Source organism: Mycolicibacterium rutilum, assembly GCF_900108565.1.
Taxonomy (GTDB): domain Bacteria; phylum Actinomycetota; class Actinomycetes; order Mycobacteriales; family Mycobacteriaceae; genus Mycobacterium; species Mycobacterium rutilum.
Genome location: NZ_LT629971.1, coordinates 2509655 through 2522633, shown reverse-complemented (window position 1 = coordinate 2522633; position 12979 = coordinate 2509655). Strand labels below are relative to the sequence as shown.

11 protein-coding genes are annotated in these 12979 nt (G+C 67.8%); 4 read left to right on the top strand and 7 right to left on the bottom strand.

What is annotated here, in order from left to right; all coding sequences use genetic code 11:
- Nucleotides 1-90: 90 nt before the first annotated feature.
- Complete coding sequence (gene sucD / locus BLW81_RS12375) at nt 91-993, bottom strand: succinate--CoA ligase subunit alpha (protein ID WP_083407434.1); 903 nt, start codon at nt 991-993, stop codon at nt 91-93.
- Between the two features lie 12 nt (nt 994-1005).
- Entirely contained in the window at nt 1006-2169 is a 1164-nt protein-coding gene (gene sucC, locus BLW81_RS12370; protein WP_083407433.1) for an ADP-forming succinate--CoA ligase subunit beta, read from the bottom strand.
- 248 nt (nt 2170-2417) lie between these two features.
- Between sucC and BLW81_RS12365 the strand changes: the two genes are divergently transcribed.
- Complete coding sequence (locus BLW81_RS12365) at nt 2418-3473, top strand: M23 family metallopeptidase (protein WP_083407432.1); 1056 nt, start codon at nt 2418-2420, stop codon at nt 3471-3473.
- A complete protein-coding gene (locus BLW81_RS12360; RefSeq protein WP_173839612.1) occupies nt 3474-4064 on the top strand; it encodes a hypothetical protein in 591 nt (196 codons plus the stop codon).
- Here BLW81_RS12360 and pcrA read toward each other — a convergent pair.
- Nucleotides 4061-6379, bottom strand: coding sequence for a DNA helicase PcrA (pcrA, locus tag BLW81_RS12355; RefSeq protein WP_083407431.1), 2319 nt, complete (start codon nt 6377-6379; stop codon nt 4061-4063). The genes BLW81_RS12360 and pcrA overlap by 4 nt on opposite strands.
- Before the next feature lie 180 nt (nt 6380-6559).
- Here pcrA and BLW81_RS12350 point away from each other — a divergent pair, with 180 nt between their 5' ends.
- Nucleotides 6560-6883: a chorismate mutase gene (locus BLW81_RS12350; RefSeq protein WP_268875597.1), complete on the top strand. Its 324-nt coding sequence runs from the start codon at nt 6560-6562 to the stop codon at nt 6881-6883.
- A 44-nt stretch (nt 6884-6927) separates the two neighbouring features.
- Here BLW81_RS12350 and BLW81_RS12345 read toward each other — a convergent pair whose 3' ends face one another.
- Nucleotides 6928-8898, bottom strand: a complete 1971-nt coding sequence (locus BLW81_RS12345; RefSeq protein WP_083407430.1) for an acyltransferase family protein — start codon at nt 8896-8898, stop codon at nt 6928-6930.
- Between the two features lie 58 nt (nt 8899-8956).
- Nucleotides 8957-10405: an NAD-dependent succinate-semialdehyde dehydrogenase gene (locus BLW81_RS12340; protein WP_083407429.1), complete on the bottom strand. Its 1449-nt coding sequence runs from the start codon at nt 10403-10405 to the stop codon at nt 8957-8959.
- A 48-nt stretch (nt 10406-10453) separates the two neighbouring features.
- On the opposite strand from BLW81_RS12340, the gene pgi reads away from it, so the two are divergent.
- Nucleotides 10454-12103 (top strand): glucose-6-phosphate isomerase, encoded by a 1650-nt coding sequence (pgi, locus tag BLW81_RS12335; protein ID WP_083407428.1) that lies wholly within the window; start codon nt 10454-10456, stop codon nt 12101-12103.
- On the opposite strand, the gene BLW81_RS12330 is transcribed toward pgi, so the two are convergent.
- The gene (locus BLW81_RS12330) at nt 12100-12657 is read right to left on the bottom strand and encodes a hypothetical protein (protein WP_083407427.1); all 558 of its coding nucleotides are present in this window, start codon (nt 12655-12657) and stop codon (nt 12100-12102) included. The genes pgi and BLW81_RS12330 overlap by 4 nt on opposite strands.
- Complete coding sequence (locus BLW81_RS12325) at nt 12632-12940, bottom strand: helix-turn-helix transcriptional regulator (protein WP_083407426.1); 309 nt, start codon at nt 12938-12940, stop codon at nt 12632-12634. The genes BLW81_RS12330 and BLW81_RS12325 overlap by 26 nt, the downstream gene beginning before the upstream one ends.
- Between the last annotated feature and the right edge of the window lie 39 nt (nt 12941-12979).

Sequence of the window (12979 nt, the reverse complement as noted above, 5' to 3'; positions counted from 1 at the left end):
CACAGACCTCACTTCATATGGCGAGCAGACGCGAAATGCCCGTAAAACTCGCGATTTCGGGGCATTTCGCGTCTGCTCGGCCGGAACCTGCTACAGGCTCTGCAGAATCTCCCGGGCCAGGTTCGCGGTCTCCGACGGCGTCTTGCCGACCTTCACACCCGCGGCCTCCAGGGCTTCCTTCTTCGCGGCCGCGGTGCCCGACGAACCGGACACGATCGCGCCGGCGTGGCCCATGGTCTTGCCTTCGGGGGCGGTGAAGCCCGCGACGTAGCCGACGACCGGCTTGGTGACGTTGGCCTTGATGTAGTCGGCGGCCCGCTCCTCGGCGTCGCCGCCGATCTCACCGATCATCACGATGATCTTGGTGTCGGGGTCCTTCTCGAACGCCTCGATCGCGTCGATGTGGGTCGTGCCGATGACCGGGTCGCCGCCGATGCCGATGGCGGTCGAGAAGCCGAAGTCGCGCAGCTCGAACATCATCTGGTAGGTCAGCGTGCCCGACTTCGACACCAGGCCGACCGGGCCCGAGCCGGTGATGTTGGCCGGCGTGATGCCCGCCAGTGCCTCGCCGGGGGTGATGATGCCGGGGCAGTTCGGCCCGATGATGCGGGTCTTCTGCCCCTTCTCGACGTTATAGGCCCACGCATAGGCGCTGTCCTGCACCGGGATTCCCTCGGTGATGACGACCAGCAGCGGGATTTCGGCGTCGATGGCCTCGATGATCGCGTCCTTGGCGAACTTCGGCGGGACGAACACCACCGACACGTCGGCGCCGGTCTCCTTCATCGCCTCGGACACCGAGCCGAACACCGGCAGCTCGACGTCCTTGCCGTCCTTGTCCTTGTGCGACACCGTCGTACCGGCCTTGCGCGCGTTCACGCCGCCGACCAGCTGGGTGCCCGCCTTGAGCATCAACGCGGTGTGCTTGGTGCCCTCGCCGCCGGTGATGCCCTGGACGATGACCTTGGAGTTCTTGTTCAGAAAGATCGACATGGGTTGCGTCCCTTACTTGTTCGCCAGCTCGGCGGCTTTGTCGGCACCGGCGTCCATGGTGTCGGCCTGGATCACCAGCGGGTGGTTGGCCTCGGCGAGGATGCGACGACCCTCTTCGACGTTGTTGCCGTCGAGGCGGACCACCAGCGGCTTGTTGGCCTCGTCGCCGAGGATCTTCAGCGCGTTGACGATGCCGTTGGCCACGGCGTCACAGGACGTGATGCCGCCGAACACGTTGACGAACACGCTCTTGACCTGTGAGTCGTTGAGGATCACGTCGAGGCCCGCGGCCATCACCTCGGCCGAGGCGCCGCCGCCGATGTCGAGGAAGTTGGCCGGCTTGACGCCACCGTGCTTCTCGCCGGCGTAGGCGACCACGTCGAGCGTCGACATGACCAGACCCGCGCCGTTGCCGATGATGCCGACCGCGCCGTCGAGCTTGACGTAGTTGAGGTCGTTCTCCTTGGCCTTGAGCTCGAGCGGATCGGTGGCGTCGCGGTCCTCGAACTCGGCGTGCTCGGGATGCCGGAAGTCGGCGTTGCCGTCGAGCGTGACCTTGCCGTCGAGCGCCAGGATCTGGTCGTCCGGTGTGCGCACCAGCGGGTTGACCTCGACCAGCGTGGCGTCCTCCTTGACGAAGACCTCCCACAGCTTGGCGATGGTCACGGCCGCCGAGTCGAGCACCTCTTCGGGCAAGTGGCCCTTCTGCGCGATCTCGCGGGCGAACGCCTCGTCGACACCCTTGGTGGCGTCGACCGGCACCTTGGCCAGCCGGTCGGGCTTGGTCGCGGCGACCTCTTCGATCTCCATGCCGCCCTCGACCGAGCACATCGCCAGGTAGGTGCGGTTGGCGCGGTCGAGCAGGAAGGAGATGTAGTACTCCTCGGCGATGTCGCTGGCCTCGGAGACCAGCAGCTTCTTGACGATGTGGCCCTTGATGTCGAGGCCGAGGATGTTCTGGGCGTGGGTGAACGCGTCGTCGGCGGTGGCCGCGTACTTGACGCCGCCGGCCTTGCCGCGGCCGCCCGTCTTGACCTGGGCCTTGACCATGACGGGCTTGCCGATCTCGTCGGCGATCGTCTTGGCGTCCTCGGCGGTGTCGGTCACCCGCCCGGGCGTGGTGGGCACGTTGTGCTTGGCGAAGAGCTCTTTCGCCTGGTATTCGAAGAGATCCATTAGCTCACTGTCTCTAGCGCGTCGATTGCGGAGTTGTTGGGCCGAAGGCTCGGGGGAACTTTATCCACCCGTCTGCCGTACGCTGACACCGCCCACCACTCATGTGGTAGATCTCACCGGTCCGGCATCGTGATACAAATCACAATCTGCACGGGAATGACTCCCCGGGTTGCAGGCTTCATTGGAATTTGGTTAACGTGCCTCTGGTCTAGATCACGTTTAGGTCACGACTAGAAGGATTCCTCAGGTTGGCTTCGCACCGTTCGTCGAGATCTCTTCATAGAGCGACGAATCGGCAAATAGACGGTCGCGTCACCGAACGTCCTGCCGAAGTCACCGACATCATCCCCTTCAACGAATTCGGCGACCTCGACGACATCGACTTCCGCGAGAACAGCGCGTTCGACCGCGAGGCTCAGGTCATCCACGCACCGGAGCTCGACGACCTCCACGACTGCGACGAGACGCCCCGCCCGCTCGCGGTGCCGTCGCGGTTCGCCGCCGACCCCCAGCAGGAACGCCGCACCCGCGCCTACCGCGACAGCTACACCGACACCAGCGACGGCATGGCCGCCACCGATGTGATCAACATCGGCTCGCGTGGCGGCCAGCACCGCAAGCAGGAAGTGCCCGTGAAGGGCCGGCTGATGGTCGCGGCGATGGCGGTGGGCGCGACGGCCGCAGGCGCCTACTCGATGGCCAACGCCACCCAGGACTCGTCGGCGACGGCCACGCTCGCCGCCGACCACGCCAAGCTCGCCGATCCGGCCGCGGCTCCCTCGGACGGCATGCAGGTCATCGCGGTCACGCCCGCGGCCAGCACCGCGCTGCACACCGAGGAGATCCAGAAGGCCGCGGCGTTCGCGCAGGAGCGGGCCGAACGCGAGGCCCGGCTGCAGCGGCCGATGTTCGTGATGCCCACCAAGGGCGTGTGGACTTCCGGCTTCGGCTACCGCTGGGGTGTGCTGCACGGCGGCATCGACATCGCCAACTCGATCGGCACCCCGATCCTCGCCGCCTCCGACGGCGTGGTGATCTCGGCGGGCCCGTACGCCGGCTACGGCAACATGGTCAAGGTCCGCCACTCCGACGGCACCGTGACGCTCTACGGGCACCTGAGCTCCTGGCAGGTCGAGGTCGGGCAGCGGGTGTGGGCCGGCGACCAGATCGCCAAGATGGGCAACACCGGCAACTCGACCGGGCCGCATCTGCATTTCGAGGTGCTGCAGGGCGGGAACGCCCGGGTCGATCCGGTCGGCTGGTTGGCCAAACGCGGGCTGTCCCCCGGCAACTACTCTGGCTGAGTGGCCAGCGACGAGCAGATCACCGGGGACTCTCCCGATCCGCAGACGAGCATCATCCGTCGTCACCCCACCGGAGCGTTTCCCGTCTCCGAACCCCCCACGCAGCTCGCCGATGTCCCGACGCAGCTGACCGGCGCGCCGACGCAGCTGTCCACTCAGGGCGATCCGAGCACCCAGTACATCCCCCGGGCCCGCCCGGTCACCGTCGGGCCCACCCAGCCGGCCAAACCGAGGATGGCGATGGCCACTGCGGTGGTGGCCATCCTCACCGGCTGGACGACGGCCGTCATCGCCACCGATCTGATCACCGGGTGGTGGCGCACGGACCGGTTGTTCTGCGTCGCTGTGGGTTTCCTGACCGCGATCTCGGCGGCCGCACTGATCGCGGGTCTGATCGGGCTGCTGCTGCGGCGCTGGGTGAGCCGGCTGCTGATCGTCGTCGGCGCGGTGGTGGCGCTGCTCATCTTCTCGAGCCTCTTTGTGGCGGGCGCCAAGCTGCCGTCGGTGGTGTACGCGATCCCGCTGCTGCCGGTGGCGTGCATCGTGCTGGCGGTGCTGCCCGCAACCGGCCGCTGGGAACGTTCAGGTTAGAGCTTGCTGATCGGCGCGTGGTTGTGCATCAGCTTGACCCGCCCGGAGCTGCCGAAGTCGATCAGCGACATCGCCGACTCGCCGACCCCGCTGACCTCCTCGACGCGGCCCAGCCCGTACTTGTCGTGGGTGACCCGGTCGCCGGGTTCGAGCACCAGCAGCGGACGCTTGCCCGCCCCGGTCCGCGCCGGCGACGGGCGCGGTGTGCCGAAGCGGCCGGCACCGCTCACCGGGGCGCTGAACGACGGCGTCGGATCGGTGCGCCGCCAGTCGATGAGATGTTGCGGAATCTCCTTGAGGAAGCGCGATTCCGGGTTCAGCATCGGCTGGCCCCATGACGAGCGGACCTTGGCGCGGCTCAAATACAGCCGCTGCCGGGCGCGGGTGATCCCCACGTAGGCCAGCCGACGTTCCTCGGACAGCTCCGTCGGATCACCGAGCGCACGCATGTGCGGGAACATGCCGTCCTCCCAGCCGGTGACGAACACGACCGGGAACTCCAGGCCCTTGGCGGTGTGCAGGGTCATCATCGTGACGACGCCCGCGCCGTGCTCGGGCAGTTCGTCGGCATCGGCGACCAGCGAGACCCGCTCGAGGAACTGCGCCAGCACCCCGGTGTCGGGGATGTCCTCGTCGATGGGTTCGTCTTCGGCGAGCGCCTGGTTGTTGGCCAGATCGATGCTGAATTCGTGTGCGACGCTGACCAATTCGTTGAGGTTGTCCAGCCTCGCGAGATCCTGCGGATCGCTCGACGACTCGAGCTCGGTGCGGTAGCCGGTGCGGTCGAGCACCGCTTCGACCAGTTCGCCCAGTTCGCCGTCCAGGCGGCCGCGCAGTTCGTCGAGCATCTCCACGAACGCCGAGATGCACTTCTCCGCACGGGTGTTGAGCATCGGCACCTTGCCCTCGGCGGCGGCCTGCAGCGCGTCGTTGAAGGACAGCCCGGTGTTCTCGGCGTACACCGCGACGCACGCTTCGGCGCGGTCGCCGATACCGCGGCGCGGGGTGTTGAGGATGCGCCGCATGCTGACCGAGTCGCCGGGGTTGTCCAGCACCCGCAGATAGGCGACGATGTCGCGGATCTCCCGGCGCTCGTAGAACCGCACGCCGCCAACGACTTTGTACGGGATGCCGGCGCGGATGAACACCTCTTCGAGTGCCCGAGAGGAGTTGTTGGTGCGGTAGAACACCGCGAAGTCGTTGTACGAGTAGCCGCCCTGATCGGCGAGCGCGTCGATCTCCTGCGCGACGAAGCGCGCCTCGTCGTGCTCGTTGTCGGCGACGTAGCCGACGATCAGTTCGCCGTCGCCCTCGTCGGTCCACAGCCGCTTCTCGCGCCGCCCGGCGTTGCGGGAGATCACCGAGTTGGCCGCGTTGAGGATGTTCTGCGTGGAGCGGTAATTCTGTTCCAGCAGAATCGTTGTCGCGTTCGGATAGTCGCGCTCGAAGTCCTCGATGTTGCGGATCGTCGCCCCGCGGAACGCGTAGATCGACTGGTCGGCGTCACCCACGACACACAATTCGGCCGGCGGCACGCCGGCTGGATCGTCGTCGGAGCCAGCCCATCCCACAAGCTCGCGCACCAACACGTACTGCGCGTGGTTGGTGTCCTGGTACTCGTCGACCAGGATGTGCCGGAACCGGCGCCGGTAGTACTGCGCGATCTGCGGGAAGGCCTGCAGCACCGCGACGGTCTCGCCGATCAGGTCGTCGAAGTCCAGCGCGTTGGCCGCGCGCAGCCGCCGCTGGTACTCGGCGTAGACCTCGGCGATGATCCCGGGCAACTCCTCACCGGCCTCGGACGCCTCGGCGGCGGCCTGCTCGGGGCCGATCAGCTCGTTCTTGTGATTGGAGATGCCGTTGGACAGCAGCCGCGGCGAGTACCGCTTGGTGTCCAGGCCCATGTCCTTGCCGATCATCAGCAACAGCCGCCGCGAGTCGTCGGCGTCGTAGATCGAGAAGTTCGAGTTGAGGCCCTTGATCAGCGAGGCCTGGTTGCGCAGGATCCGCACGCAGGTGGAGTGGAACGTCGACACCCACATCGACCGGGCGCGCGGCCCGACCAGCCCGACGACACGCTCGCGCATCTCGGCAGCGGCCTTGTTGGTGAACGTGATGGCCAGGACCTGACCGACGCCGACGTCGCGGGCCGCCAGCAGGTAGGCGATCCGGCGGGTGAGCACCGCGGTTTTGCCGGAGCCCGCCCCGGCGACGATGAGCAGCGGCGAGCCCTCGTGCAGGACGGCCTGACGCTGCTGCGGGTTGAGCCCGTCGAGCAGATGGTCGGTATCGGTGGCCGGTGAAGAAACAGACATATCACCGACAAACCTACCGCTGCGCAGGGACAACCTTTGCGCTGACGCTGTCGTTGGTGGCACACTTTCTTTCGTGCTCGACAAGCGGCGATTTTTCTACGGGTACCGGTCCGCGGTGCCCGTGGTCTAGCTGCTTCCCCAAGAGCCCCGCGGTCCGCTTCCGGATTCGGGGCTCGTCTCTTGTGTGAGGCCCGAACGGAAGCGCCCACGGACCCCAACGAGAGTGAAGAGAAGGCCATGACGATCGAAACCGAAACCGTGCCTGATATCGATGATCTTCGCCAGGAGATCGACCGGCTCGACGCCGAGATCCTGGCCGCCGTCAAGCGGCGTACCGAGGTGTCCAAGCTCATCGGGCAGGCCCGCATGGCGTCCGGCGGCACCCGGCTGGTGCACAGCCGCGAGATGAAGGTCATCGAGCGCTACAGCGAACTCGGCCCGGAGGGCAAGGACCTGGCGATGCTGCTGCTGCGCCTGGGCCGCGGCCGCCTCGGCCATTCCTAACTGAGCCGCCTCGGCCATTCCTAGCGGGGCCGCCTCGGCCATTCCTAACGCAGCGCGTCCACCAACCACGGCGTGAGCCACTCGACCGCCTCCGGCGTCGGGTGCACCCCGTCCGCGCGCACCTTAATGCCGTCGATGCGGTTGGTGTAGCCGCCGTTGGGCCCCAGTTTGCGGTTGAGGTCGAGCACCGTGACGTTCTGCCGGTACTTGACCACGCTGCGCAGCAACGCGTTCCAGTCGTCGGTGCGGTCCGGGTTGTCCTCGGGGTAGAGGCTGCCGTCCGGTTTCTCGGCGCGCCGGTTGTAGGGCTCGGTGGTGATCACGACGCGCGCCCCCGTCGACGACAGGATGTCGAGCGCGCGGTTGAGCTCACCGCGTAGGTACGCGTCGTAGGCCGGCTTGCCGATGTGGGTCCAGCGGCTCTCGTTCATCCGGTCGACGACCTCCCAGCGGCCGACGATCAGCAGCGCCACGTCGGGCCGGTCGTGGGAGATGCGCTGCGACCACCGCATCGGCCAGGTGTCGCACTCGGGCTTCTGGTTGAGCGTCTGCCCGACGTAGCGGTACGGCCCGCCGCGCGCGATGCCGCAGCCGATCGTCGTGTAGTTGGAGAACGACAGGCCCGGCGTCGGCGGCAGATAGCGCATCAGCGTCCAGGCCACCGAGTCACCGAACACCGCGACGCTCCGCGTGCCGGGGTCGCGGGCGGTGGGCCTGCGCACCTCGACCGGCACCTCGGGCGCGACCAGCGCCGCCGAGTCGATGCGCGACTCCTGCACCGGTTCATGCGGCACCCCGACCGGCAGCACGGTCATGGTGACGACGGCCGCCGTCGCCGCCGTCGCACCCGCCAACGGCAGCATCGGGACGATCACCGGGCGCCAGCGCCGGATCGGCTGCTCGAGCAGCCACCACGACAGCAGCGCGACCGCCAGCGTCGCGGCGCACCGCACCGCGAACAACGACCAGCCCGACCAGCCCGTCCGCTCGCCGTTGACCGCCAGGAAGATCGGCCAGTGCCACAGGTAGACGCCGTAGGAGATGGCGCCCAGGAACACCAGCGGCCGCCACGCCAGCACGCGCGCGACCGGCCCCTCCTGGTCCAGCGCGACCGCCCCGATCACCAGCGCCGCCGCGACGGCGACCACGATCAGCAGACCGCCGCGGAAGTCGGCCACGCTGCCGGTGCCGGTGTGCGCCGCGTAGCCGAGCACCGCGACGCCGACGACGGACAGCATGCGCGCGACCCAGCGCAGCCACCGCGTGCGGATCACCGGCCCGCCGAGCGTCACGGTGGTCCAGTCGTGCACGAGCAGGGCGGCCGCGGCCGCGCCGACGAGCAGGGCCTGCGCGCGCGTGTCGGTGCCGAAGTAGATCCGGTTCAAAGTCGCGCCGTCGGTGAACACGATCGCCGCGGCGGCCGAGGCGATCGCGCCCGCGCTCGCCGCGCCGAGCACCACCCACCGCAGCCGGTGCCGGTTGCGTCGGCAGAACACCGCCGCAAGCGCGATCAGCAGCAGCGGCCACAGCACGTAATACTGCTCCTCGACGCCGAGCGACCAGGTGTGCTGCAGCGGGGACGGTGGTGCGCCCTGCGCGAAGTAGTCGGTGTGTTGCGCGACGAACATCCAGTTCGCCATCCAGAAGAACGACGCGACGGCGTCGTCGCGCAGCGTGGCGATGGACTCGGCGGCGAACAGCCCCCGCACGGCGACGACGGCGAGCACCATCACCAGCAGCGCCGGCAGCAGCCGGCGGGCGCGCCGGATCCAGAAGTCGCGCAGGCCGATTCGCCCGGTGCCTGCGTGCTCGTCGAGCAGCAGCGACGTGATCAGGAAGCCGCTCAGCACGAAGAACACGTCGACGCCGAGGAACCCGCCGGTCACGCCGGGGATGCCGCCGTGGTCGGCGAGCACCAGCGCGACGGCGACGGCTCGGATGCCGTCCAGGGCGGGGATCTCGCCACGCCGACCCGGGCGGCGATCAGCGGGCGCGACGGAGCGACGCGCGTTCACTCGGGAAATCTTGCCTGCGCGGGCAGACGCGTGGCGGCAGGCGCGGCGGCGTGTCTTGTTACTTCGTCAAGGCGATGTACTTGATGTCGAGGTATTCGTCGATGCCCTCGAAACCGCCCTCGCGTCCGAAGCCGGATTCCTTGACGCCACCGAACGGTGCGGACGGATCGGAGATCACGCCGCGGTTGACGCCGACCATGCCGGACTGGATGCCCTCGGCGACGCGCAGCGCCCGGTCCAGCGACTGCGTGTAGACGTAGGCGGCCAGCCCGTACTCGGTGTCGTTGGCGGCCTTGATGCCTTCTTCTTCGGTGTCGAACCCGGTGATCGGTGCGACGGGCCCGAACACCTCCTCCTTGAGGATGCGGGCGTCGGCGGGGACGTCGGCGAGCACGGTGGCCGGATAGAAGTTGCCCGGCCCGCCGGGGGCGACGCCACCGATGGCGACTGTCGCGCCGCGCGAGACGGCATCGGAGACCAGGTCTTCGACGGTGGCGACCTGCTTGGCGTTGATCAGCGGGCCGAGGGTGGCCGACTCGTCGATGCCCTTGCCGAGGGTGAACTCGCTCATCCGCTTGACGAGTTTCTCGGTGAACTCCTCGCGCACCGAGTTGGCGACGTGGAAGCGGTTGGCCGCGGTGCAGGCCTCGCCGCCGTTGCGCATCTTGGCCAGGATCGCGCCGTCGACGGCGGCGTCGACATCGGCGTCGTCGAACACCACGAACGGGGCGTTGCCGCCGAGTTCCATCGAGGTCCGCAGCAGCTTGTCCGCCGACTGCTTGACCAGTGCCTTGCCGACACCGGTGGATCCGGTGAAGGTGAGCTTGCGCAGCCGGCCGTCGTCGATGAGGGCGGCGGTGACGTCGCCGGGGCTCTTGGTCGGCAGCACCGACAGCACCCCCTTGGGCAGGCCGGCCTCGTCCATCAGCTTGGCCAGGTACAGCATCGTCAGCGGCGTCTCCTGCGCCGGTTTGACGATCATCGTGCAGCCGGCGGCGAAGGCGGGCCCGATCTTGCGGGTGCCCATCGCCAGTGGGAAGTTCCACGGGGTGATCGCGTAGCACGGGCCGACGGGCTGCTTGGTGACGAGCACGCGGCCGGTGCCCGCGGGGCTCGGCGTGTAGCGCCCCGCGATGCGCACCGCCTCTTCGGAGAACCAGCGGAAGAACTCCCCGCCGTAGGTGACTTCACCCATGCTCTCGCGCAACGTCTTGCCCATCTCGAGGGTCATCAGGGTCGCGATGTCCTCGGCGCGTTCGGTGATCTTCTCGAAGACCGCGCGCAGGATCTCGCCGCGTTCACGTGGTGCGGTGGCCGCCCAGTCGGCCTGGACAGCGCAGGCGGCGTCGAGCGCGGCGATCGCGTCGTCGGCGGTGGCGTTGGCGACTGAGGTGAGCACCTGATCGTCGGAGGGGTCGAGCACGTCGAAGGTGGACGAGCCCTGACGCTCCTCACCACCGATCCACAGCCCGGTGGGCACTGACGACAGCAGCTTCGCGGTATCCATGACTCTTGATTACACCTTTGGTCAAATCGCCGCATTAGGGTCGTGCACATGAGTAGCGATATCGCCTCGACCCCCGCCTGGCAGGCCCTGCAACGCCACCACGATCAGATCGGCGACAAGCACCTGCGTGAGTTGTTCGCCGACGACCCGGCTCGCGGCACCGAGATGGCCGCAACCGTGGGCGACCTCTACGTCGACTACAGCAAGCACCGCGTCACCCGCGAGACGCTCGGGTTGCTGGTGGAGTTGGCGCGGGCGGCCGGGCTCGAGCAGCGCCGGGACGCGATGTTCTCGGGCGCGCACATCAACACGTCGGAGGACCGGGCGGTGCTGCACACCGCGCTGCGGTTGCCGCGCGACGCGGAGTTGGTGGTCGACGGGCAGAACGTCGTCGCCGACGTGCACGAGGTCCTCGATCGGATGGGCGACTTCACCGACCGGCTGCGCAGCGGCGAGTGGACGGGGGCGACGGGCCAACGGATCACGACGGTCGTCAACATCGGCATCGGCGGATCCGATCTCGGCCCGGCGATGGCGACGCTGGCGTTGCGGCACTACGGGGATGCGGGGATCTCGGCACGGTTCGTGTCCAACGTCGACCCGGCCGACCTGGTGGCCAAGCTCGACGGGCTCGACCCGGCGACAACGCTTTTCATCGTGGCGTCGAAGACGTTCTCCACGCTCGAGACGCTGACCAACGCGATGGCGGCGCGCCGGTGGTTGACCGACGCGCTGGGTGATGCCGCGGTGGCCAAGCATTTCGTGGCGGTGTCGACGAACAAGAAGCTGGTCGACGACTTCGGCATCAACACCGACAACATGTTCGGGTTCTGGGACTGGGTCGGGGGTCGCTACTCGGTGGACAGCGCGATCGGCCTGAGCGTGATGGCGGTGATCGGCCGTGAACGGTTCGGCGAGTTCCTGTCCGGTTTCCACATCGTCGACGAGCATTTCCGCACGGCGCCGCTGGAAGCCAATGTGCCGGTGCTGCTGGGGCTGATCGGGCTCTGGTACAACGAGTTCTTCGGGGCGGAAACCCGTGCGGTGCTGCCGTATTCGAACGACCTCGCGCGGTTCGCCGCATATCTGCAGCAGCTGACCATGGAGTCCAACGGCAAGTCGGTGCGCGCGGACGGATCACCGGTGACGACGAGCACGGGCGAGATCTTCTGGGGCGAACCGGGAACCAACGGCCAGCACGCGTTCTACCAGTTGCTGCATCAAGGTACGCGGCTGGTGCCCGCGGACTTCCTCGGCTTCTCGCAGCCGACCGACGACCTGCCGACCGGCGACGGCACCGGCAGCATGCACGACCTGCTGATGAGCAACTTCTTCGCGCAGACGCAGGTGCTCGCATTCGGCAAGACCGCCGAGGAGATCGCCGCCGAGGGCACTCCGCCACATGTGGTGGCGCACAAGGTGATGCCGGGCAACCGGCCGTCGACGTCGATTCTGGCGACCCGGCTGACACCGTCGGTGCTGGGGCAGTTGATCGCACTGTACGAGCATCAGGTGTTCACCGAGGGCGTCATCGGGGGCATCGACTCGTTCGACCAGTGGGGTGTCGAACTCGGCAAGACACAGGCCAAGGCGCTGCTGCCGGTGATCACCGGCGACGACTCGCCGGCCGAGCAGTCGGACTCGTCGACCGACGCGCTGGTGCGCAGGTATCGCACCGAGCGCGGCAGGTCCGCCTAGGCGTCGGGGTCCGGTCGGCTCCAGCCGAGGATCATCACGGGCAGGCATCCGCCGATCAGCAGCACGGCCAGCGCCATCAGACCTCCGGCGTACGCCATGTCGCGTACGGCGTCGGCGTCGGCGGTCCGCATGTTCACCGACAGCACGATCAGGTAGAGGATCGGCACCAGCATCAGGTTCTGGGTCACCGTCAGGCCGATGGACCGGGCGCTGTTGCGCTGTTGGATCTCGTACTCGTCGAGCACTCCCTGCGGGGCGTCACCCTGGCGGCCGGACACGATCTGCAACACGAGGAATGTCGGGAAGAAGATCAGGGTGGCAGGCAGCCAGATGAGCGCGGCCTGTCGAAATCCGAAGGCGCACACCACACTGACGCAGAGCATGACGGCCAGGGTCGCCGCCATGACGACGACGAGCATCCGACGCCGGCGTTGAGTACGCCACCGCGGCAGTGAATTGGCGTAGGTGCGTTCGTGTTTGAGGAAGCGCCGGGTGCGGAAGTCCTGGTATCGGTCGATCAGGTTTCGATCAGCTTGCCGGGTCGACGGGGACATCTCGGTCGCCTCCTTGCAGTCGCGGATTTCGGTAGAGCTCGGTGGACAGCGGGGTGAACTCCTCGCGGGAGAACACCGCCTCGACGGGCAGTCCGAACACGTCGCAGATGCGGAACGCCAGATCGAGGCTCGGGTAGTGATCGCCCCGTTCCAGCGCGCCCACGGTCTGCGGGTTGACGTCGATCAGCGCCGCGAGTTCGGCCCGCGTCATCCGTCGCTCGGCGCGCAGCACGCCGATGCGGTTGTGGATCGGGAGCGTCTTGCCCCTTCTCACCGGACTCATACAACACAGTGTTAGGAAAACCCAACGATTCGTCAAGGG